Here is a 23,283-nt window from a genome sequence, read left to right on the forward strand (position 1 = left end):
GACTCTTTGACAAGACTTGTAGAAAAATATGGAATAAATCCTAAAAACCTTAATCTTGAAGTTACTGAAACTATCCTTATGTCAAATGTTGCCCATCATCAGGCAATTCTTTCTAAGCTTCAGGCTTATGGTTTTAAGATTGAGATGGATGATTTTGGAAGCGGTTATTCTTCTTTGAGTACGCTTAGAAATCTTGTAATGGACGTATTAAAAATTGATATGGAATTTTTGCGTTCAACAGATAATTATGAACAGAGCCTTTTGATTATTAATGCAATTATTGATATGGCAAAGTCCCTTAATATGACTGTAATTACAGAAGGGGTTGAGCTTGAAAATCAGGCAGATGCCTTGACGGTTATGGGCTGTGATATTTTCCAGGGATATTATTTTTCCCGCCCGATTCCGGTTTCTGAATTTGAAAAACGCTATATTTTGAATGAGGGAGGAAGAAATATCTGATGTTTACCTTTAAGCTTATCTATTCAGTAATTTCTGCAGTCCTCACTTCTATCATCTTGTCTTTTGTATTTAATCTCTACAATTTCAAGGTAAACTACGTGCGTACTATAACAAAGACAATGCTTGTAGCTGTTTTTGTTGTGCCCCTTTACGTATTCTTCTTTTTTCAAAACCGTGTAGAAATTGCTCTTTTTATTGATTCTGTTTATTTTATCAGCACAGACTGGATGGCATTTTTTATCTTTAAGTTCTGTCTGGAATTTACCGGCCGGGATACAAAAGTTAAAAATTCTACTGGGTTTATATCGTACTTGCCATTATAGATTCAGCCCAGCTTTTGATAAACAATTTTACTTATCATTCTTTCTGGCTTGAAAGGGCAGAGACCTTAAGCGGCTTTGTGTACTGGAGTCTTAGCCTTACTCCAATTCATTATATTCATCTTGCTTTCTGCTATATTATGGTACTGCAGAGCTTTGGAGTTCTGCTCTACGAAACAATTGTTGCTCCTTTCTATTATAAGGCAAAGTATTTTGTAATTCTGTTTACTTATTTTCTTATTATTTTGACAAATATGATCTGCTATTCTGCGGATCTTCCGGTAGATATTTCCATTCTTCTTTACGGAATTTTTGCAGCCTATATTTCCTGGTGTAGTGCTTATAAGGTTCCAAGTCGCATGATTCTGCTTTCTCTTGAGCGGGTAAACAGCGTTATTACGGACGGAATTTTATATTTTAATGTAAATGATGAATGTATTTACGTTAACTCTTATGTTGTAAAAACTTTTTCTGGCGATGAAAGGTTCAGCAAGAAGTACGCTACAGAAAAAATCCGCCAGCATATGGAACAGGGCGGAAATACTGAACATCTATTCTGGCAGGAAAAAGAAGTTATAAATGGTGAGCCTCGAACTTTTGTTTTTGAATATGAAAAACTTTATCATTCAAAGGTTCCAATCGGAAGCTTCTTAAAGGTAATTGAAACTACAGAACGTGAAAAAATGGTTGATAAGCAGCGCTATATTTCAACCCACGATTCTCTTACTGGAATTTATAACCGCAATAAGTTTTTTGAAATCTGTAATCAGATGATTAAGGATAGTCCTGAAGAAGAAAGGTATATGCTTGCCTCTAATATTCAGAATTTCAAGATTGTAAATGAAGTTTTTGGCAGAAAAGTAGGCGATACCATTCTTAAAATGGAAGCAGAGGAAATTAAAAAGGCTTGTCTAGGACGTAATGACTGTGTATACGGAAGAATTTCTGAAGATAAATTTGCTATGTTTGTTCCTAAGTCTTACTTTAATCCAGTCTTTTTTGAACATTCAGTAATTTCGCTCAAAAAACTTGTAAAAACAAGTAATTTTTCTTTGAGAATTATACTTGGAATTTCTGAACAGCATGGCTTTTTTGAAAATGCACAGATTCTTTATGATGAAGCCCTTCTGGCCATTAAAACGCTTTCAAATGATTTTTCAAAAAATTATGCTTATTACAGTTCTGAGCTTATGGAAAAGATGCTTGTTGAAAAGAACATAGTGTCTGACTTTCCTGATGCAATCCGTAATGAGCAGTTTAAAATTCAACTGCAGCCGATTTTTGACAATAAAGACCTGTGTGTCGGGGCAGAAGCTCTGGTTTACTGGAATCATCCAGAATATGGAGAGGAACTGCCTAAGGATTTCTTAAGCGTTCTGGAAAATTATTCTTTGATTCATGTTCTGGATACTTATGTGCTGGAAAGGGTAATCCAGATTTTGAAGGTCTGGAAGGAAAATGGGCAGGATGACAAGGTTATATCTGTAAATATTTCTACAAAAGATATTTACCATATGAGTATTTACGAGGTTGTTACTGGTCTTGTAAATAAATATGAAATAAATCCGAATAATCTCTATCTTGAGTTTAAAGAAACCCTTTTGACTGCGGATGCTCAGGGGGCAAAGACTCTTTTGAGTGATTTGCAGAAGTTTGGCATTAAGGTTGGAATTGATAATTTTGGACGTGGTTATTCATCATTAAATCTTTTGAAGGATGTTAAGGCAAACTTCCTGAAAATTGATATGCTCTTCCTTTCTGAATCTGAAAATGAAGAAAGAAGCTATAAGATTTTGAAATTTATTGTAGCCCTGGCTAAGACTTTGAATATGACGGTTATTTCGCAGGGAGTTGAACAGAAAAATCAGTATGAGATTTTGCAGCAGCTGAAATGTAATTTTATGCAGGGGTATTATTATTCCAAGCCGATGGGAATAACAGAGTTTGAAAAGAAATATTTGAAATAAAAAGCCGGCTTCGCATAGTCTCGCCGGCGAGCGGTTTTATCGATGAACCTAAAACGACCCGCTGTCGCAGCTCGTTTTTTTACGGTTCTTCGATTTTACGCTAATATACCATAGTTCCGATTCCTCTATCAGAAAACATTTCAATAAGGAGCGAGTGAGGGACGCGTCCGTCTACGATGTGAGTTCTTGGAACTCCGCCTTCAAGGGCTGTAAGACAGCAGTCGATTTTTGGAATCATACCGCCGGAAATAATACCTGTGGCTTTAAGAGAGCCGATGGCAGTTTTTTCAATGCGTTTGATAAGTGTGTTCGGATCGTTTACGTCGCGGAGAATTCCCGGAACGTTTGTAAGCTGAACAAACTTTTCTGCTTTGAGGGCAACGGCAATTTTCGCAGCTGCGGTGTCGGCATTGATGTTGTAGCGGGCATCATCTCCCTGTTCACCAAGGGCAACTGTAGAAACAACTGGAATAAAGCCACGGTCAAGCATTGAAAGAAGAATGTCCGGCTGAACTTCTGTAACTTCGCCGACAAAACCAAGGTCTTTGTCTGTTTTCTTTGCGCGGAGGAGGCCGGCATCAACACCGCTAAGACCTACTGCTTTTCCGCCTTTCTGCAGAAGAATACCAACGATGTCCTTGTTCAGTTTTCCTGTAAGAACCATCTGAACGATTTCCATTGTTTCTGCATCTGTGTAGCGAAGTCCGTCTACGAACTTGCTTTCTTTTCCTACTCGGTCGAGCATATGGTTGATTTCTGGTCCGCCGCCGTGAACCAGTACAACCTTAATTCCAATTGTATTCAAAAGAACGATGTCTTCCATTACGGCCTGCTTCAATTCTTCGTTGAGCATAGCGTTTCCGCCGTATTTTACGACAACGATTTTTCCGCACCATTCCTTAAAGTAAGGAAGTGCCTGTACAAGAACTTCTGACCACTGTTCGCTGCTCAGAAGGGTAAAATCTTTTTTAAGGTAATCTAATTCGTTACTCATAGTTAAGTTCTATAGTCTCCATTTATTTTTACATAGTCGTAAGTAAGGTCGCAGCCCCATGCGGTGCCGCTGGCATTGCCGTCTCCGCACTGAACTAAGATTTCTACGGCTTCTTCGCTCATGATTTTCTTTGCAAGGTCTTCGTCAAAGCTCAATGGAACGCCGTTTTCGTAAACTTTTACGCTGTTTTCACCGTGAACTTCAAAGTTGTCGTTATCTTCAAAATAGCGTTTTGCACCGCTCTTGCTTGTAAACCAGATATTTGTTTTCATAGGGTCGAATTCGATTCCGCTGTAACCCATTGCACAGAGGAAGCGGCCGAAGTTTGCATCAGCACCGAACATTGCGGCTTTTACAAGGCTTGAAGAAATAACTTCTTTTGCAAGTCCGCGGGCTGCTTCAACAGAGCTGGCTCCGTTTACAGTGCACTGAACAAGGCGGGTAGCACCTTCTCCGTCGGCTGCAATCTTCATTGCCATTACGCGGTTGAGTTTATTTAAGGCTGCAAGGAATTCGTCGTAATCTGGGCCTTCAGCGGTAATTTCGGCATTGCCTGCCATTCCGTTTGCCAGAAGAACAAGAGTATCGTTTGTAGAAGTGTCACCGTCTACGCTTACGCAGTTGTAAGTTCCCTTGATTGATTCGCGGAGGGCTTTTTCAATCATAGCAGGACTGATTGCGGCATCTGTTGTGATGAAGGAAAGCATGGTTCCCAGGTTGATGTGAATCATACCGCTTCCCTTACACATTGTTCCCATGTGGCAGACTTTTCCGCCAAGTGTAAACTCTACTGCGCACTCTTTGAATTTTGTATCAGTTGTCATGATTGCGATGCGGGCTTCTTTGTGGCCTTCTTTAGAAAGTCCCTTTGCAAGTGCATCAATATTTTCTTCAATTTTTTCTACAGGCAACTGAGCGCCGATAACGCCTGTTGAACAGACGATAACGTCATCTGCAGGAACTCCTGTTACTTTTTCTACTGCCTTAGCCATTCGGAATGCATTCTGAGCGCCCTGTTCGCCAGTACAGCAGTTAGCGTTACCACTGTTTGCAATAATCGCCTGAATCCGGCCGTTAGCAATATTCTTTTTGCTGAGTTTTACACTTTCTGCCTTTACCCGGTTCTGTGTAAAAACGCCTGCTGCAGAACATGGTACTTCTGAAAGAACCAGTGCAGTATCGTTGGTTTTTCTGCTTGCCTTAATGTGGCACAAGATTCCGTTTGCTGTAAAGCCTTTGGCTGCTGTAACGCCGCCTTCAATAAACTTAATTTCGCTCATAATTGTATTTTTATGCGCTCCTATTGAATATTTATGCAATAATTTTGCATTCTTTTGTATATTTATACTATATTTGAGAAATAATGTAAATTATTATTTATAATCGCCTTTATCTTCCGCTACGGCAAGCGCCTGATCTGCAAGGTCGGAGAGATACTGAGCTTCTGCGGCCTTTTCTTTTGTGGTGCCGGACTGACCCAGGGAGAGACGCTGGAGCTCCTGTTTTTCCTTGCGCTGGGAAAGGAGATTTTTGGCGGAAAGTAAGATGTCGGCGGCTTCCTGGGCGCGGACGTGGATGGCCTGGGCGATGGCGGATTCCGGGGCTGCGGCAAGGTCTTCAAGTGTGGTGAAGGCTTTTTGCAGCTGGACGGTACGTTTTTCGCCTACGCCCGGAAGTTCCAGGAAGATAGATTTTGTATTTTCTTTTGTGCGCAGAGTCTGGTTGCGGCTTGTGGCAAAGCGGTGAGTTTCGTCGCGGACCCGCTGCAAAAGGCGGAGGCCGTCGCTGCGGCGGGGCAGACGGATTGGCTCGCTGGCATAAGGACGCCAGATTTCTTCATCGCGCTTGGCAAGACCTGCTATCGGGATTTCGACTCCAAGAGCTTTTAAGATTCCGTCTACGGCGTTTACCTGACCGATACCTCCATCTATTAAAAGTAAGTCCGGCAGTTCCTGACCTTCATTCAAAAGGCGGGAATAGCGGCGGCTTACGGCTTCGCGCATGGACTGGAAGTCGTCTATGAGGCCGTCGGTAGTTTTCAGGCGGAAGTAGCGGTAATTTTTTTTGTCGGGGTTTCCGTTGTAAAAGCTGATAAGCGATGCAACTGGGAACTTTCCGCCTATGTGGGCGATATCAAAGCCTTCTATGCGGACTGGCAGGTTAGGCAGTCCCAGAAGATTTTTGAGTTCTTCCATTGCGGGTGTGTCTCCGCGTTCGCGCAGGCGGCGTATTATATCTTCGTGGGCGTTTTGTCGCGCCATCTGAATTGCGGCTATGTCGCGGGGGGCGGTGGAGATACTGGCGTTTGCAAGGCTGCCTTCCAATGTGGCAGGGGGCGTTAACGGTGCCCCGCCATTTGTAGATGGCATTTCCCCGCTGGTGCCCTCACTGCCATCGGTAGACGGTGTTTGGCCTGCCTTTGCACAGGCTTCCCTTAGTTCTCGGGCAGAATGTTCTGTCGCTACCAGGTGCAGCTTTGTCCGTGCCTGTGCAAAGGATTCATCTAACCACTTATCTATGATTTCATATTGTGCGGTAGGAGCAATGTAAACCGCTGGCGGGATATTTTCGTTATCGTAGTAAACGGCCATGAACTCGCCTACCAGGTCGTCATCGTCGTTGAGCGATTCGGCGCGGTAATTTTCGCGGGCAAGGAGCTTTCCGCTTCGGATTTTGAGGACGGTAAAGCTTACAAGCTCGCCCTCTGACCAGTAGGCAATGTAGTCTCGGTCGTCGGAATCGAAAGTTTCAACAACGTTCTGGTTCTGCATTATCATCAGGGCCTTGATTCCGTCGCGCAGTCGGGCTGCTTTTTCAAAATTGAGTTCGGCGGCGGCGGCCTTCATCTGGGCGGTGAGTTTTTCTATTGTCTCGTCGCCTTTTCCCTCAAGTAGGGCCGCAATTTCACCGATGTATTCATTGTAGGATTCCTTGTCGATTTTTTTGCAGCATGGGGCTTTACACTGTTTCATGTGATAGTAAAGACATGGTGCGTCACGATTTCGCAAGGTCTTGCAATGACGCACTGGATACAGCTTGAAAATAGTTTCAATGAAGGTATCCAGTGCATACACGTCGGGGTAGGGGCCGAAATATCGGGCTCCGTCCTGAACCAGGTGCCGGGTCTTAAAGATTCGCGGAAAATCCTCGCGGGTGATTTTGAGCGACGGGTAAGATTTGCCGTCTTTAAGGTCTATGTTGTAGCGGGGATTGTATTTTTTAATCAGGTTGTTTTCCAGCAGCAGAGCTTCGTACTCGTTGGCTGTTGTGATATATTCTATAGAAGTGGCGTGGGAAACTAAAAGCCGGGTTTTGATGTTTTTCTGTCCGGAAAAATATGAAGACAGACGGTTCTTAAGATTTTTGGCCTTTCCCACATAAATTACGGTGTTTTCGGCATTGCGCCAGAGGTAAACGCCGCTGGATAAAGGAGCTTTCAGGGCTGTCTGATGGAGGATTTCTCTTGTTGAGGCAGTTTTGTCTGGCATTGGTATGAAGAATAATATCAGAAAATTGTTGATTTTTGTAGCCTTTCTTGCGTGGGCAGGATTCTGGGGCGGATGTCTTAGCTGCCTTTTTGCAAAGGAAGTTGTTCTTGGCGGAAAAGGGGGCTGGGAAGATTTTGCCTCGTCTAAGAACGTAACAACCGGAACCGGACGTTTCGGCTATCCTGCCGTTGAACTTGCGCCAAATGCCTTTGAAGCTGATGAAGACACTGACCTTTTAATTGACTTTGAAAACGCGGTAAATCCTATTTCTAACGGAAACTACCATATTAATAGAAATCTTTTGAAGCGTTCTGACCAGACTAAGCTTGAAAAATTTGCCGGGCTTGCACGCGGAAACGGTGGACTCAGTGTAAGCGGCCGTCCTGGAACTTTCTTTGGTTCTGAAGGGCTTGCCGGAAGCTTTACTCTGGAATTCTGGCTCTGTCCTTCTGTTGTGGAAAACGGCGAAATTGTTTTTAAATGGGAATCTTCTAAAACTGTAAGTAATCAGCTGGTTTATCAGCTTGTGAATGCCAGCTTTAATAAAGGTCATCTTGAATGGAGCATTTCCAACTTCTTTGATGACGACGTAAATCCTTACTCTTCTCATGATATTCTTTTGAAGGGACGAACAACTCTGGTGCCGGACAGCTGGAGTCTGCATGCCCTGACTTATAATTCGGAAAACGGTTGTTTTGAATATATCGTAAACGGTGTAACAGAGGATTTGTTCTATCATACTTCAACGGGGCAGGAAGGCGGTGAGGTCAGTCTTATTCAGCTTGGAACCCCATCGGAAGTACACTTCTGCCCGGAATATACCGGAAAAATCGATGATATCAGAATTGAAAAACGTCCTTACAAGGTTCAGGGCTTTCAGTCTGCTGAAAATGCCGGAAAATTAGGGCATACTCTTTACGTGCCTCAGGGGGGAATCTTTATTTCCAAGCCGATTATGGTTTCAACCGGCTCTAAATTGAACTCTCTTACTGCGGAAATGTATGTGCCTTCTCAGACAGCTGTTCTTTTTTATGTACGTTCCGGCGAAAATTACTATAACTGGACTGATACTTACCCTGAATGGAAGCCTGTTGAAAGCGGAAAAGATATTCAGGGGGTTACGGGACTTTACTTTCAGGTTAGCGCGGAACTCTATCCTGACGGAAGCGGTGAAAATTCTCCTTCTATTACTCAGATTACTCTGGATTACTATGAGCTGCCGGAACCGGTTCCTCCTTTTGTTGTAAATGCTGTGGCTGGAAATGGAACTGTAACTGTCAGCTGGAATTATTCGGTTGATGATACTGCGGGCGGCTACTATCTTTATTACGGAACCCGCCCTGGTGAATATCTGGGACGTATGGCGGTTGAAGGAGATTCGCCAATTAATGTAGGTAACACAACCTCCTTCACTCTTACGGGACTTGAAAACGGCCATATTTACTATTTTGCGGTTGCGGCCTGGTCTGCTTACGATGACCGCGTGGTAGGAAAGCTTTCTAAGGAAGTTTTTGCCCGCCCTCTGGCCCGATTAAAATAAAATTTTGAAATAAAAGGGATTAGTCTTTTTTTTGGCGAGCATTTAATCTGAAAACGGTGTATAATTAATAAAAGGAAGATATATGGCTAATGAAATGATTATTGAACGTGCAAAAAGCGCTGAAATGTCACACGATTTTGATACCGCAGCACGTCTTTACAAACAGCTTTTACAGCAGGACAGCACCAACGTAAAATATCTTTCTGCACTTGGCCGTATTTTTGTCACTGCCGGCGAAGATAAAAAAGCCATTCCTTATTTTGAACAGATTCATACTTATCATCCAAAAGATGTCGATGCAATGGATGCTCTTGGCGCTATCTACCGCCGCCTTGGCCGCTACGATGATTCCACTGCAATTTTGATGAAGGCGCTGGAAACCGGCGAAAAACAGCAGGATGTTTTTTACAACCTGGGCTTTACCTTCAAGGAAATGAAAAATTACGAGGATGCGGTTGATGCCTTTGAAAATGTAATTTCGGTAAATCCCCGCGATGTTCTTGCCCACAACCATCTTGGCTCAATTTATTATGAAACCGGCGAGCTTGATAAGGCTGTAAATGCCTATAAACGCGGTCTTCAGATTGACCCTAATCATCCGATTTTACACTACAATCTTGCAAGAACTTATGCAAAGCTAAAAAATTATCCGGATGCAATCCGCGGATATGAGGCGGCACTTAAAACCCGTCCTAACTGGCCGGAAGCAATCCGTCATTTCAGTAATCTTCTTATTAAATGCCAGAAATCAGTCGAGGCTGCAAGAATCGTTAAGCAGTCAATTAAAATTCATCCTAACGATCCGGAGCTTTTGTATACTTTGGGTCAGGTTTATCTCAATCAGTTTGACTACGATAACGCAAAAAAAACTTTCAAGCAGGCAAATGCCGTAAAAGCAAACGATGTAAGAATTCTTACAGCCCTTGCCTCTGCCTATGAAAAGGCCGACGAATCTGACAAGGCTCTGGATACAATCCTCAATGCCATTGATCTTGAACCGCTTAATAATGATGTCCGCCTGCAGTATGTTGATACCCTGCTTTCTGTTAACGATTATAATTCTGCTTTTGAAACTATTGAGTCAATGAATGATGATTCTGACGGCAAGGACGTAAAGGTTATGGACTTGTACGGTCAGTATTACATCACTCAGGGGCAGGACGAAAAGGCCGAAGAGTATTTTGATAAAATCAAGAAAACAGACCATCACTATAAAGACTATATGCTTGGCGCTTCAAAACGCTATGCCCAGCTTGAAAAATATGACAGCGCTGAACGCTTTGCCAAAGATTATGTAAAGACCCGCGGCACCCGTGCAGAAGGCTACAATATGCTGGGTAAGATTTACACAATGGGCGGAAGATATGCTGATGCGCTTGCTGCTTATGAGCAGGGAAGTAAGGTCGGCGGTCCTAATGTGCTTGCTGTAAAGGGAATTGAAAATGTAAACCGCCTTAAAGCTGCTCCTTTGGAAGGTCTTTCTGAGGTTAGGGAAGAAAAAACTGAGCCTTCTGCTGCTGAAAGTCAGGCTGAACTTAAGGCTGATGAAATTCTTGATGAAGATTTTGACGTAACTTCTTTTGGTGATGATGTCGGCATTGATGAGCCGGTTGATGAAATGACTTCAATTGCTGATCAGCTGAAAGACGAAGATTTTGACATTTTTGATGATATGGACAGGGAAGAGGCCGATCTTGAGCCTCTTGCAACTGATGAACTGATGGATGCTATCGGAAGTGCAGAAAGTCAGGAGCCGAAAAACACCCTCAAGCCTGAAGGAAATGATGACTTTGCACTTGATTCTATTCCTGTGGCAGAAGAAGTGCCGTTTGAAGATGAGGCTGAAAGTTCTCCGGCCAATGAGTCTTCTTCACAGGCGGAAGCTGAGCCAGAAGCTGCCGCTCCTGCTGCGCCGTCAGAATCTGCTGGGCCTGCCGCACCGGCTATGTCTGATTCCCACGATTTGAACCTTGCAATACAGGCTCAGCTTGATGCGCTTGCAAAGGCAACAAAAACTGCACAGGATGCACTGGAGCTTGCTATGGATGCTGAAAACCGCGTAAAAGAAATGGAAGAAAAACTGGAAGCGGGAGCAGATGCTGTCGAATTTCCTACCGTTGAAGAAGTTGATGCTGAAGTTGCGGAGGAAGTTGAGCAGACTGAGGAGGAAACTCCTGAGCAAGCGCCTGCTGCCGAAGAGGAAGTGCAGTTCGACGAGCCGGAAGAGGCCGAAGAGATGCCAGAAGAAGTTGCCGAACCTGCCGAAGACGAGGTTATTGAAGAAAGTGCTGACGAGCTTATAAGCGGCGAAAGCGACGAACCAGCCGAAGATGTGGTAGAAGAGGCTGATGATTCGGAGTTTGCCCTTGCACCTACAGACGATTCAAATTTTGACAGTGATTTTGATTCCGAATTGAACGAAAATCTTGATACAACACCATTTACAAATGTAATTGAATTGTACGCCGAGCTTCTTGCAACTTACGGCGACCTTGATGATACAGATGCTGCCGAGCAGCTTACAGACCTTGAAGAGCAGATTGCCAGTGGAGAAGTTATTGTTTCTGAAAGCCAGGATAGCGGCGAAGAAAGACAGGATTTTACTCCGCCGGCAGAAAGTCCTGCTACCGGTAACGAAAATTCTGCCCAGCTTGCAGAAGTTGCCGGAATGCTGAAAAAAATTGAAGCAATCTTAAGTGATGATAGTCTTGCCCTTAAATACAGCAGTGAAATCAGTATGCTTAAGCGTCTCAAGGTTCTCTGCGAATACTTACCGGATGATGAAAAGATTTCCTTTGCATCCGGCCGCATCCGTATGCTTATAGATTACCTGCTTGCTAAAATGTCAGGAAAGCCAGGCTTATTGCTTACAACAAAATCCCTGCTTAAGTCCGGTGTTCTTGGTAACGAATACCGCGTTCAGCTGATTTCTGATTGTGAAGAAGAATTAAACAACGAAATGCTTCGCCGTGTCCTTAACTACATGAAAAAACTATCCGAAAGCCTGGACGACTTTGGTCTTGCTTCAGCTCTCCGTGCCTGTGCCGATGGCGCTCTGGAAAAGATTGAAATGGAAGACCAGAAGTCAGAAATCTTTTAGTAGAGTAAAAATTACAGTCTTATAATCTTAGAATGTGTGATAACCTCATTGCCTTCTTCGGTGATGAGGACATCGTTTTCCAGACGGCAGCCGCCGAATTTTGGGTCGTAGAGGCCTGGTTCCAAAGTCAAAATCATGCCCGGGGTAAAGTGAAGTTCCGGATCCATTTTTGTGCTTACGCGAGGGAACTCGTGGATTTCAAGACCGATGGCGTGACCAAGGGTATGGGGCATCTTCATTTTTTCTGCGGCAAATACGGCATCGGCTTTTTTTGCAGCATCTACAATCGTGTGGTCTTTTGTGTAAAGTTTTAGACATTCGTCTGCAGCCTTCTGAACCAGGCGCACGATTTTTTCCTGTCCTTCGCTAAGCAGGCCTTTTGCAACTGTCAAAGTTGTGTCGCTGGTGTAGCCCTTGTAAACAACGCCAAAGTCCAGAATCGAAAGTCCCTCTGCCGGCCATTCGGCATTGGTGTAGCCCGGGAAGGCGTGAATTGCAAAACTGCGGGAAGGGCCTGCGGCAAGAGTATCAAAACCTGTGCGCTGACAGCCGTTTGCGCGAAGTTCTCTTTCAATTAAAAGGGCTACGTCCATTTCTGTTTTGATTTCGCCTGTCTTAATTTTTTCTTCTATCTGATTGATGATGAGGTCGCCTACGCGGGCAGCTTCTTTTGTGCATTCAATTTCGTATTCGTCCTTAATCATGCGGCTTTTTACAGTAAAGCTGTAAGCGCCGTCTTCCTTGCAGCGGCAGTCGTAGCTTGCAAGAGCGTCGATGAACTTGAGGTAGTTAGGATAAGTCAGATATGGCGGAAGTTCCACCTTGGAATTATCGCCGTGAGTATAACCGATATTCAAAACTGCCCTTACGGCATCAATGTCGTTGTTTTTGTAGCGGGTAAAAGGAACCAGCTTGTCGTAAAAAGCTTCCTGCTTTGCAAGATTTTCATCCCATGGAATAAGATAAGAAAAACCGTCGCTGAAAATGATGAGGCAGGCGTCGCTTGGATGGCCTGTGTAATATGGAAGAGAAGGGTCACGGTGTTCTTCGTTATCAATAAAAACTGCGGCACCAGTTTCGTGCTCGCGAAGGTAAGCGGCCAGCTTTGAGCGGCGGGCAGCATAAATATTTTTCATTTCGTCTTTTGAGTATTCTTTCATTCTGTTAATCCTTAACTGTTATCGTTTAATTTTATTTTTTAAAGCCACTGCCATATCGTCCTTTGTGATTATAAGCAGCAGAACTCCGATAAGTCCAAAAATCACGGCAAGGACTGCAATTGGTACTCCCTGTGAAATAAGGCGCGGATAGTTCTGGAATTTTTCCAGAAGGATTGGGCGCAAAAGTTTACAAGGGGCAGCTGCAATAAGCGAAAAGGCTGTTATTCTAAAAATATAAATAATTGTGTCAAAAGTCACCTTTTTTATGTTAATTGACTGCATTTTTCCAAGGAAGATAAAGAGGAAAACTGTGTTTACGGCGCTTGCAAGGCTGAGTGCAAGGGCAATACCGTTTCCGCTCATCGGCATTACAAGGATGATTGCAAAAATCATGTTACAAATCATGCTGATAATTCCTGCAAGGGTAGGAAGCTTTGTGTTTCCCTGGGCGTAGAAGGCAGGCGAAATAATTCTGTTTACGGCGATAAAGAAAAGTCCTGCGATGTGGTAGCGGAATTCACCTGTTGTCAGCATTACCGAATGTTCATCAAAGCGTTTGTTGCGGTAAAGAAGGGTGATAAGCTCGTTTCCGCAAATCAGGGAGTAAAAAGTCACAGGAATTGTAATCAGAGTGATGATTTTGATTGCCTGAACGAGCATTGAATTAAACTTTTCCCATTCTTTTTTGCTGGCAAGTCCTGAAAGGTCAGGAAGGATAACGGTGCCGATGCTTACTGCAAAAATTCCCAGGATAAGCTCCTGAAGGCGGAGTGAAAACTGAAGGCTTGAAACAACGCCCACTTCCGCCCGGCTGGCAAGGGCTGTCGAAATTAAATCATTAATCTGGTAAGCCGCCATTCCGATGATAGTCGGGCCAATCAGGGCGATTACGCGTTTTGTTCCCGGATTGCTGAAGGTCTTTTTAAGGGAAGTGATACCGACCTTCCAGCCTGTGCGGACAACAAAAGGAAGCTGGAAAAGAGCCTGAATACAACCGCCGGTAATTACGCCGATAGACATGGCGCGGGCAGGATTTTCTGTATAAGGCGACAAGATATAAGTTCCCAGAATTACAATTCCGTTAAAAAGTACCGGGGTAAATCCGCTTGGCGCAAAAATCTTACAGCCGTTGAGAATGCCCTGAAAAAATGCTGCAATTGAAATCACAAAGAGGTAAGGAAACATTATGCGTGTAAGGATTGTAACTTCCTGCTTTTTCAAAAGCCAGGCGTCCATCTGCAGGGCAAAATCTGCGGCAGAGGAATCCAGCGGCTTTTTACAGAAAATCTGAGCGATGAAAGGCGTTATTATAATTCCAAGAACGACAACGCAGGCTGTCAGAAAGGAAATCAGGGTAAAGGTTGCTTTTAAAAAGTCCTGAGTTTCCTTTTTTTCTTTGCTTTCAAGGTAATCCTTAAAAGTCGGAATAAAAGCCACCGAAATGCTGTTTTCTGCAAAGAGGCGGCGGAGCAGGTTTGGAATCATAAAAGACGTTGTAAAAGCGTCCGAATACATGGAAGTTCCAAGGAAGCTTGCCCGGGTCATTTCGCGGACTAAGCCCATTATGCGTGAGGCCAGTGTCATTACAGAAAGCACCAGGCCGGATTTTAAGAGTGATTTATTTTTTGACATTGTTTTTTAATTTTACAGCAAAGACCTATAAGTTGGAAGTCAGGGGGGTGTTGGTCGCACGCAAGCGTGCTTACCGACATTTTGCTTCGCAAAAGTCGCAGGGGTTCTCCCCGCAGAGAGGGTAGGGATAGACCGCGAAGCGGGCTAGACCGTAGGGGGAGACTTCCCCCGCTTAATTAAAAAACTCAAGAATTCCAATCTTCCTGCCGATATATAACTTATGGAAGACTCGGGAAATTTTGAACAGGAATTACAAACAGCACTCACTAAGAAGGCCGAATGGTTTAACGGACAGCAGTTGCCGCAGACATTGGGCGATTACCGTATGCTCCATACAATTGTTAAGAATTTGTTTGAGCTTCTTACAAAAAAGAGTCTGATTATTCCTGATCCTTACCGCCTGGATAAGAGAATTTCTGAAATCATTATTCCTGACACAAAGCCATTTCCGGAAGGCGACATTGCAAAAGAGATGGGACTTCGTTTTTCGGATTACGAGCTGATGCTGGATTTTATCTGTACTTATTTCAGATTTTCGCTTGATAATCTTACTTTGCCAAAAATCAAAAAGCTGGTTGAGTTTAACGGTTGTATTGAATGGGATAATTTGAGCCCGAACAGTACAAAGGTTAATACTAAATCGATGGGAATCGTAATTTCCAACGCTAAGAGCGGTGCTCAGCCGGTTATGGTCAGTATGCTCAGTGATGCAATTCAGAAGAGCGGTGACTGTCTTAAGAAAATCAATGCTGAGATGGCGGAACTTGTTGCTTTCCAGAAGGAAATGTACAAGGGTGAAATCCGTCAGAAAATTATTGCTAACCCAGGCTTTAATAAAGAAGCTGCCAGCAGTTCGGAAGGGGAAATTGCAGAAATTAAGCGTCTCTTCCCGAAAATCATGGGAAAAACACCTCTTTATAATGACCTTGTTGGTGAACTGGTAAAAGAAGATTTTGATTCTAAGCGCGATAAGCTTCGTGCTGATATTTTTGCCCGCCTGCAGATTAAGGCTGTTGCAAAAAAAGAGGAAGTTTCAAAGAAAAAAGGTCCTGATACCAAGGCTATGCTGCTGGAAACTATTTTTGCGATTGGCGGTCTTGCTCCTACAATTCAGACTTTGCATCAGAAGCTTGAAGAGGACTTTAAAATTCTCTTTTCTAAAAAACAGGGATTTTTCAGTGCTTTGCTTACGGCTTTTAAGCGGGCATTTAAGCTGAAGGAAAAGGAACTTACAGTAACTGTTACCCTTAAAGATCCTAAAACTGAAGTCGGCCGCAGTGAATTGATTAAGGTAAATGAATTTATGGGAAATATGGCGGCAAAGGAACGCATTTACAACGGCATTGCTAACCGCGGCCCTGAATTCACTAAGATTATGAATGCGACAGAAGAATCAATTCTTGCTTTTGTAACTAAGCAGCTTTCAGAAGCAAAAATGCTTTTTTCTTTGATTAATGCTCTTGATATTCACTTTAAGAAGGAAGTTGAAATTATAAATCGTCCTAAGCTCAAGGGCTTACAGATTGAACTTTCTGCCCTGCGCAATTCTATTGTTGCGATAAATAAAAAGAGAGGGGAATATCTTTCTATAAAAGAAGAAAACGAGCAGATGAAAAATTTAGGAATGCCGCAGAATGAAGCAAATTAAATTATTCGTTTTTTGTATGGCCCTTTGTTTTTTTATTGGAGGGAGGGCCTTTGTATTTGCTCAGGAAGCTGACGGTCAGCAGCACGAAGAACTTGATTTAAATGAGCTTGAGGCTGAAGGTGCAGAAGCTGCTGTAGATTCCGAGCTTCAGAAAGATTTTATCATTATTGAACCTCCAAGAGTTCATGAACTTAATCCTCAGATTACATCTTATTCTTCTGATGCCCAGGTTTTGAACGGCCTTTATGAAGGGCTTTTTTCTTACAATCCTTTAACTCTTGAACCTCAGTATGCAATTTGCAGCGACTATAAGGTTAGCCGCGATAAAAAACGCATGCAGTTTACAATCCGTGAGGAAGCTAAGTTCAGCAATGGAGAAAAAATTACAGCTTCTTCTGTTCGTGATTCCTGGCTGCAGCTGCTTGCAACAGAAGGTGCTCCTTACGCTTCTTTACTGGATATTATCCGCGGGGCAGAAGACTTTAGAAAAGGAATGATTGATGCTGGCGAGGTTGGCATTTACGTTACTGATGAAAAGACTCTTTCTGTTTATTTGAAGAGTCCTGCAAACTATCTTCCAAAAGTTTTATGTCATGCGGCTTTCAGCGTAATTCACCGTAATCCGACGGTTTATTCCGGGGCTTTTATGGTTGAAAATCAGACTGAAAAATCGCTTGTGCTCAAAAAAAATCCTTATTACTGGGATTCTCAGGCTCCATATCTTGAGCAGATTACTTTTGTTCAGTCAGAAAGTGCTGAGGACACTGCTTTCCGCTTTAATAACGGTGAGGTTGACTGGGTAATTGCAGATTTGAATCCTGATAAACTTTTGAACCGGTCAGCAATGCAGATTTCTGCTGAGTTTGCAACTTCCTACTACTTTTTTAAGACCAGCGCAGGAAAACCTTGTGATGAATACGGTGTGAAAAAACTTTCTTACTGGGATTATCCTGAGTTCAGAAATGCAGTTCTTGAGGCTATCCCCTGGGCAACCTTGCGTGGTTCTGCTGTAGTTCCTGCAACAACTTTTGTTTATCCTTTGACAGGCTATCCGACTGTTGACGGTTTTAATTACACTGATGAACGGGAAGCCATTAACAAAATGAAGGAAGCCCGCAGAAAGTATGATGTGCCTGCTGATAAAAAGATTCCTCTTGTTTTTGAGCTTACAGAATACGTTCTGACTGAAGATAAAATTGAAATTTTAAAAAAGGCTTTAGAGCCGCTTGGGGTTGAGCTTGTTATAAAAAAAGTTCAGCCCGCAACTTATCTCAGCGGAGTTAAGACTTCTGATTCTGATTTGTTTGCCTACACCTGGATTGGCGATTTTGCCGACCCTCTTGCCTTCCTGGAACTTTTCCACGGAAATTCTACTCTGAATGATTCTGGCTGGGCAAATTCTAAGTTTGACCAGCTTCTTGAAAGTGCGGCAACTGTGTCTGACAGCGAACGTTATAAGCTGCTTGCAGAGGCAGAAACAATACTTCTTGATGAGGGCCTTATTATTCCCCTTTATCATCCGGTTTCCTTTAATATTGTAAATTTAAATTACGTTGGCGGCTGGGCTGTAAACGCTTTTGATATTCACCCCCTCAAGTATATTTACAAAAAGGCGCCTAAAGCAAAAAAACTGAATAATGTAGTGCGTTTTTAAGCAAAGTTCAGTAAAATATAGGCATGATTGAATTAACAAGTAAACAGAGAAAAGAATTAGAGAAGGCTGCTCACGATTTGCAGCCTGTTGTTATTGTAGGCGGCGCTGGTGTAACTGACGGCGTTACCAAAATGGTAGACGATTCTCTTGCCGCTCATGAGCTTATTAAGATTAAGTTTAATGAATACAAAGATGAAAAGGTTGAGCTGACAAATCAGTTGTGCGAAGCTTGTGATGCAACGCTGGTAAGAATTATTGGTAATGTTGCTATTTTGTTCCGCGAAAAACCTGAAGATGAAGAGTAGGTAATTCTAAAAATTGTAGGAAAAAATGCGTAGTGTGGAGGCGTGATTTGCGTAGCATAGAAACGCTAGCAGAACGCTTCCCTTGCGAAAGACGTGGTAACGAAAAAATATTACCCCTACAATCCAATTACCTGCATTTCTCGGCGGAGCAAATTACGCTTCCGCACGAGAGCATTTTTCTTACGAATTGTAAGTTATTTCTTAGCACCATATTCTTCGTAGTATTTATCAATCTGAGCCTTAATTTCTTCCGTAATTACTTTTTTATCGCCATTTGTATAAAGCGCATCAATTACATCATCCATACTTACGATAGCACGGGCTGGGAAGCCGTATTTTTCGGTGATTGTTTCCAGGGCTGATTTTTCTGAATCCGGGGCTTTTTCGCGGCGGTCAAGACTTACAATTTCACCAACAATTTTAATTCCACCAGGAGTTGTTTCCTGTGCCTTGATTTTAGGATAGGTTTCTTCAATAGATTTACCGGAAGTTGTAACGTCTTCAATGATTACAACGCGGTCGCCGTCCTTGATTTTGTAGCCAAGAAGAGCACCCTTGTCGGCACCGTGGTCTTTTTCTTCCTTGCGGTCTGAGCAGTATTTGATTTCTTTTCCGTAGAGTTTTGAATAGGCAATTGTACAGGCTGTGGCCAGAGGGATTCCCTTGTAAGCCGGGCCAAAAAGTACGTCAAAATCGTCACCGAAGTTGTCGTGAATTGCCTTTGCATAATATTCACCAAGTCTTGCAAGCTGGCTTCCTGTAACGTAAGCGCCTGCATTCATAAAAAATGGTGACTGTCGTCCGCTTTTGAGCGTAAACGACCCGAACTTCAAAACCTGACATTCAAGCATAAAATCAATAAATTCTTTTTTGTACTGTTCCATGGCTTGATTTTAGCATTTTTAATTACAGTAATCAAAGCCTGCCTTCACAAAAGTGACCATCAATCTTTTGGAGGCAGGTTTTGGTTTACCGGAGATTATTCCAGATATCCGGCTGCTACCGGGTTGAAGTTGAAGGTTGAAAATTTAAGATTTTTCAATTCAATTCCGGCTTTTGTATGTTCCATGCGGATTTTATACTTTCCTTTTTTCATCTTAAGCTGAGTTCCGTTTACAAATACGTCGCGGGCATTTGTTGTGCGGCATTCAAAGGAAGCCATAGGCTTATCATTTATAAAGATGATTGTAGATGACTGGGAAACTGTATTTTCAACCTTGCAGATTGTACCGCAAACTGAATAGATTCCGTCTTCTTCAAGTTCAAGACAGTATTCTTTGTTTTCAGCAGGAACAAAATCACTTTCGCCCTTTATAACTTCAAGTCCACTTAAATCTTCTGAAGAAGGAGAAACGCTTTCAACGTTAATCAAATCTCCAAGAGGGCGTTTAGAAACAGGAGCATCAAGGATGAAGTTGAGGATGTGAATTACAGCAAGCTGAAGCTCTCCAAGGGTAAATTTACCTTTTTCAATGCTTTCGTTGATGTTGTCTCCATAGCTGTTTTTCTCTGAACCGTTATTATCAACAACCATGTAAACGTCAGTTCCGGCGCGAAGCATTGAAGCTGTATTTTTTACAGAAAGGAAGCTCTTATCCACACAGTCATTCATTGAACACCACCAGTCTGTCATTACAAGGCCTGTGTAGCCCCATTCCTGGCGTAAAATTGTGTTTACAAGGTCGTAGTTAGATGCTGCCCAGTGTCCCTGAATAGGATTGTAAGAAGTCATGATTGAATTAAGGGTTCTTGCCTTTACTGCAATTTCAAAGCCCTTAAGGTAGATTTCGCGGAGGGCGCGTTCAGAAACAATTGCGTCTGCCTTGCGACGGGCTGTTTCCTGAGAGTTGAGGGCGTAGTGTTTTACAGTTGCGCTCGAACCGCCGTCGTGAATACCCTGAATTTCTGCTTTTGCAACAAGACCTGTAAGAAGAGGATCTTCAGAGAAGTATTCAAAGTTACGTCCGTTCAAAGGATTACGGTGAATGTTCATACCAGGGCCGAGAAGGGCATCAATTTTGTTTGCTGCAACTTCCTTTCCTAAGAAAACGTAAAGCTCCTGAATAAGTGGCAGGTTCCATGAAGAAGCCAACTGAGTTCCAATCGGAACAAGACTTGCTTCAGTTCCAGTATCCATTCGAATTCCGCTAGGTCCGTCTGAACAGCCTGCAACCGGGATTTTATAGGTGTCGTGAAGAACTTCGCTGAGTCCGCCGAAGGCAGAAGCAATACCAGGTGTTACCTTGCGGCTGAGCATACCTTCACCGCGAATCATGGTTGCAAGTTCGTCTGCATTAAGCTGACCAATAAAAGCCTTCAAAAGCTTGCGGTCTTTTTTTACATCTTCAAAAGTAATGCCTTTGTTTCCTGTGTAAGGAATTTCTTCTGGCAGGTGAGCCTTAATTCTTGCGGCTAAATCAACCTTAGACAGAGGAACATCTTCTTCTGCTTCAGAAACTTTTCCTTCTGCACCGCCTGCCTGGCAAAGGCGTTTGAAGTTTTCGTCCGGGGCACCGGCCTGCTCGCATTTTTCAATTACTACAAGTGATGGAAGTGTGATAGCTGCTTTTCCGCCCAGGGTAACATCTTTTGTAGTAGCTACATCAGTTCCGGCATAAATCTTGTATTCTCCGGCCTGCAAAACCCATGAATAAGGATTTCTTGTTACTCCGCTGTCGTCATAACTTGCCATGCGGACAAGGTCAAAGCTGATTTCCAGAGTTTCGGACTGACCTGGTGCCAGTTCTTTTGTTTTTGCAAAAGCTGCAAGTTGACGGGTTGGAGTCTGCAATGGGCTAGAAGGTGCCTTGTAATAAAGCTGTACAACTTCTTTACCTGCAAAATCTTTGCTTACGTTTTTTACACTTACTTTTACGGTGATTTTTGCGTCGCCTTTAGAAGAAGTTACGTCACCAGTTACGCTTAAACTTGGCTCTCCAAGTTCAAATTTAGCATAAGAAAGTCCGAAGCCGAACGGGAAGAGAACTTTGTCTGCGGCAAAAGTAGAAAAATAGCGGTAACCAACGTAAATATCTTCCTTATAATAATTCTTTTCCTTAGCAAAATTGCTGGTTGAAGGATAGTCATCAAGTTTAAGGGCGATTGTATCTGTGAGTTTTCCACTAGGGCAGGCTTTTCCTGTAAGAACGTTAGCAGCAGCTCTTCCGCCTTCCTGTCCGCCGTGCCATACGTAAATTACAGACTGAATGTGATTTTTGAATTCAGCATCATTAATCCATGCTGTATCCATAATTCCGCATGTGTTGAATACGATTACAACTTTTTCAAAGGCAGCACAGAGTACGCGGATGTTATTGCGTTCTGTATCAGAAAGAAGCCAGCTGCCTTTTTCGCTGGTAAAATCGCGGTCTTCTCCGGCAAGACGTCCGATAACGTAGAGGGCTTTAGAAGACTTTTTTGCACAGTCATCTGCAAGGACTTCAGAAATTTCCATATCCTTCTGAGTGAAAGGTTCTGTTGCCCAGCCTGTTCCGTTATCAAAAGGATTTTCCTTAATCCAGTTTTTATAGATTTCTGCAAGCTCGCGGTTGATTTTTGCAGATGAACCTGCATTCTCAAGGTCTATAAGTGAGTCTGTAAGATTTGTGATGTAGGGAACGTGAACTGAACCGCCAGAACCAGTTCCTGAGCGGTAGAAGTCAAACTGCATACGTCCGAATACACTTACTGTGTCTGATGAAGTAAGCGGCAAAGTCTGATTTTCATTCTTAAGTAAAACAGCGCCTTCCTGAGCGGCTTCAAGCATTTTCTCTGAAAAAGTCATAAAATCCTCATATATAATAGTAACTAAAACGTTTTCGTAATTATCATATTATCACTGATTACAAAAAAAACTCAAATCCTTTTGCAAAAGTAAGCAGAATTTTCTAAACAAATTTTTTCACAATCCGATGATTTAGATAGAACAAAAACGAAGAAAAAGTTTTCGGAGGTGCATTATGACAAGTTCACTTAGAAGCCTGAACGCATATTCTTATTCTGGCACTATGGCCGCTTCTGCAGGTAAACTTTACGTTCCTGTAAGCAAAACTGCACTTCTTTATTCTCATTTTAATCACGTTTCTGGTGTGGCTGCAAAACCAGGTCAGAACGGCGTTTCAATCAGTAAAATCCAGATTTTGAACTCACTTATCGACAGACTTTCTGCAATCAAAAATCAGCCGAAAGATTCTATAACTGATATCTCTAATGACCAGGCAGATGTCCTGATTAAAAACTATCAGCAGCAGATTCAGCAGGCCGTAAAGCAGACTCCATACATTCTTGCCGGCGCCCAGCCACAGGCAGGTTCGTTATTTCAGATAGACGCGTAGATGTAAGAGAAAAAAATGCTACGTGACTGGAAGGCATTTTTTTTACACATATTTAGGAAAATATGATAATATACGCGTATGAGTTACAAAGTATTTATTGACGGAAAAGAAGGCACAACTGGCCTTAAGATTTTTGAGCGTTTTGCAAACCGCAAAGATTTGGAAATCCTTACTATTGATGATGACAAGAGAAAGGATCCTGTAGAAAAGGCAAAGATGATTAATGCCTCGGATTATACTTTCCTCTGTCTGCCGGACGCTGCGGCTGCGGAATCGGCTAAGCTTTGTACTAATCCAAACACAGTAATAATTGACGCTTCCACAGTTCACCGCGTAAATCCTGACTGGGCTTACGGCTTTGCTGAACTTGGAGCTGACTTCAGAAAGAAAATCGAAACTTCTAAGCGTATTGCAAACCCTGGCTGTTATGCTTCGGGCGCAATTGCGATTTTGTATCCCCTTGTTCAGTCTGGCATTATGCCTCGTGACTACCCGGTAAGCGTTCACGCTGTAAGCGGTTATTCTGGAGCCGGAAAAAAGGCAATCGCCCAGTATGAGGCAGAAGGTCGTGATGCGGGACTGGACACACCTCGTCTCTACGCTTTGACTCAGGCTCACAAGCATCTTCCTGAAATGAAAATTATTTCCGGTCTTGATTATGAGCCTATTTTTAATCCTT

The 23,283-nt window shown here is 42.9% G+C and carries 17 protein-coding genes; 10 read left to right on the forward strand and 7 right to left on the reverse strand.

Features of this window, described 5'->3' with window-relative positions; all coding sequences use genetic code 11:
* From MSI_RS10835 to MSI_RS10845, 3 genes are all read left to right on the forward strand, one after another.
* Positions 1-462, forward strand: a 462-nt coding sequence (locus MSI_RS10835; protein ID WP_039924733.1) for an EAL domain-containing protein, incomplete at its 5' end; no start/stop codon positions are given.
* Entirely contained in the window at positions 462-785 is a 324-nt protein-coding gene (locus MSI_RS10840; RefSeq protein WP_009106879.1) for a hypothetical protein, read from the forward strand. The genes MSI_RS10835 and MSI_RS10840, both read left to right, overlap by 1 nt.
* A 14-nt stretch (positions 786-799) precedes the next feature.
* Positions 800-2,749 (forward strand): GGDEF domain-containing protein, encoded by a 1,950-nt coding sequence (locus MSI_RS10845; RefSeq protein WP_039924734.1) that lies wholly within the window; start codon positions 800-802, stop codon positions 2,747-2,749.
* Positions 2,750-2,849: 100 nt separating this feature from the next.
* Here MSI_RS10845 and argB read toward each other — a convergent pair whose 3' ends face one another.
* The 3 genes from argB to uvrC all read right to left on the reverse strand — a co-directional run bounded on the left by argB (position 2,850) and on the right by uvrC (position 7,231).
* Positions 2,850-3,743, reverse strand: coding sequence for an acetylglutamate kinase (gene argB / locus MSI_RS10850; protein ID WP_009106883.1), 894 nt, complete (start codon positions 3,741-3,743; stop codon positions 2,850-2,852).
* Between the two features lie 2 nt (positions 3,744-3,745).
* Complete coding sequence (gene argJ, locus MSI_RS10855; RefSeq protein ID WP_009106886.1) at positions 3,746-5,023, reverse strand: bifunctional glutamate N-acetyltransferase/amino-acid acetyltransferase ArgJ; 1,278 nt, start codon at positions 5,021-5,023, stop codon at positions 3,746-3,748.
* A 93-nt stretch (positions 5,024-5,116) separates the two neighbouring features.
* Positions 5,117-7,231 carry an excinuclease ABC subunit UvrC gene (gene uvrC / locus MSI_RS10860; protein WP_009106888.1) on the reverse strand — a complete coding sequence of 705 codons (2,115 nt, stop codon included), beginning with the start codon at positions 7,229-7,231 and terminating at the stop codon, positions 5,117-5,119.
* On the opposite strand from uvrC, the gene MSI_RS10865 reads away from it, so the two are divergent.
* Both MSI_RS10865 and MSI_RS10870 read left to right on the forward strand, forming a co-directional pair.
* Positions 7,221-8,771, forward strand: a complete 1,551-nt coding sequence (locus MSI_RS10865) for a fibronectin type III domain-containing protein (protein ID WP_155815595.1) — start codon at positions 7,221-7,223, stop codon at positions 8,769-8,771. The genes uvrC and MSI_RS10865 overlap by 11 nt on opposite strands.
* 82 nt (positions 8,772-8,853) lie before the next feature.
* The gene (locus MSI_RS10870) at positions 8,854-11,871 is read left to right on the forward strand and encodes a lipopolysaccharide assembly protein LapB (RefSeq protein ID WP_009106892.1); all 3,018 of its coding nucleotides are present in this window, start codon (positions 8,854-8,856) and stop codon (positions 11,869-11,871) included.
* An 11-nt stretch (positions 11,872-11,882) separates the two neighbouring features.
* Here MSI_RS10870 and MSI_RS10875 read toward each other — a convergent pair whose 3' ends face one another.
* Together MSI_RS10875 and murJ are read right to left on the reverse strand one after the other, a co-directional pair.
* Positions 11,883-13,031, reverse strand: a complete 1,149-nt coding sequence (locus MSI_RS10875; protein WP_009106894.1) for a Xaa-Pro peptidase family protein — start codon at positions 13,029-13,031, stop codon at positions 11,883-11,885.
* Between the two features lie 18 nt (positions 13,032-13,049).
* Positions 13,050-14,663: a murein biosynthesis integral membrane protein MurJ gene (gene murJ / locus MSI_RS10880; RefSeq protein WP_009106896.1), complete on the reverse strand. Its 1,614-nt coding sequence runs from the start codon at positions 14,661-14,663 to the stop codon at positions 13,050-13,052.
* A gap of 220 nt (positions 14,664-14,883) precedes the next feature.
* Between murJ and MSI_RS10885 the strand changes: the two genes are divergently transcribed.
* The 3 genes from MSI_RS10885 to yhbY are packed head-to-tail and all read left to right on the forward strand — an operon-like array spanning position 14,884 to position 18,270.
* On the forward strand, positions 14,884-16,311 hold the full coding sequence (locus tag MSI_RS10885) for a hypothetical protein (protein WP_009106898.1): 1,428 nt from the start codon (positions 14,884-14,886) through the stop codon (positions 16,309-16,311).
* Positions 16,298-17,965 carry a peptide ABC transporter substrate-binding protein gene (locus tag MSI_RS10890; RefSeq protein ID WP_009106900.1) on the forward strand — a complete coding sequence of 556 codons (1,668 nt, stop codon included), beginning with the start codon at positions 16,298-16,300 and terminating at the stop codon, positions 17,963-17,965. The genes MSI_RS10885 and MSI_RS10890 overlap by 14 nt, the downstream gene beginning before the upstream one ends.
* A gap of 23 nt (positions 17,966-17,988) precedes the next feature.
* Positions 17,989-18,270 carry a ribosome assembly RNA-binding protein YhbY gene (gene yhbY / locus MSI_RS10895; protein WP_009106902.1) on the forward strand — a complete coding sequence of 94 codons (282 nt, stop codon included), beginning with the start codon at positions 17,989-17,991 and terminating at the stop codon, positions 18,268-18,270.
* 194 nt (positions 18,271-18,464) lie between these two features.
* On the opposite strand, the gene pyrE is transcribed toward yhbY, so the two are convergent.
* Both pyrE and MSI_RS10905 read right to left on the reverse strand, forming a co-directional pair.
* Positions 18,465-19,154, reverse strand: a complete 690-nt coding sequence (pyrE, locus tag MSI_RS10900; protein ID WP_009106904.1) for an orotate phosphoribosyltransferase — start codon at positions 19,152-19,154, stop codon at positions 18,465-18,467.
* A gap of 95 nt (positions 19,155-19,249) precedes the next feature.
* Positions 19,250-22,054, reverse strand: a complete 2,805-nt coding sequence (locus MSI_RS10905; protein WP_009106907.1) for a glycoside hydrolase family 3 N-terminal domain-containing protein — start codon at positions 22,052-22,054, stop codon at positions 19,250-19,252.
* Between the two features lie 175 nt (positions 22,055-22,229).
* Here MSI_RS10905 and MSI_RS10910 point away from each other — a divergent pair, with 175 nt between their 5' ends.
* Both MSI_RS10910 and argC read left to right on the forward strand, forming a co-directional pair.
* Positions 22,230-22,604 carry a hypothetical protein gene (locus tag MSI_RS10910; protein ID WP_009106909.1) on the forward strand — a complete coding sequence of 125 codons (375 nt, stop codon included), beginning with the start codon at positions 22,230-22,232 and terminating at the stop codon, positions 22,602-22,604.
* Positions 22,605-22,682: 78 nt separating this feature from the next.
* Positions 22,683-23,283: N-acetyl-gamma-glutamyl-phosphate reductase (gene argC, locus MSI_RS10915; RefSeq protein ID WP_039924735.1), on the forward strand; the 601-nt coding region annotated here is incomplete at its 3' end.

It is taken from the genome of Treponema sp. JC4 (assembly GCF_000260795.1).
Classification (GTDB): domain Bacteria; phylum Spirochaetota; class Spirochaetia; order Treponematales; family Treponemataceae; genus Treponema_D.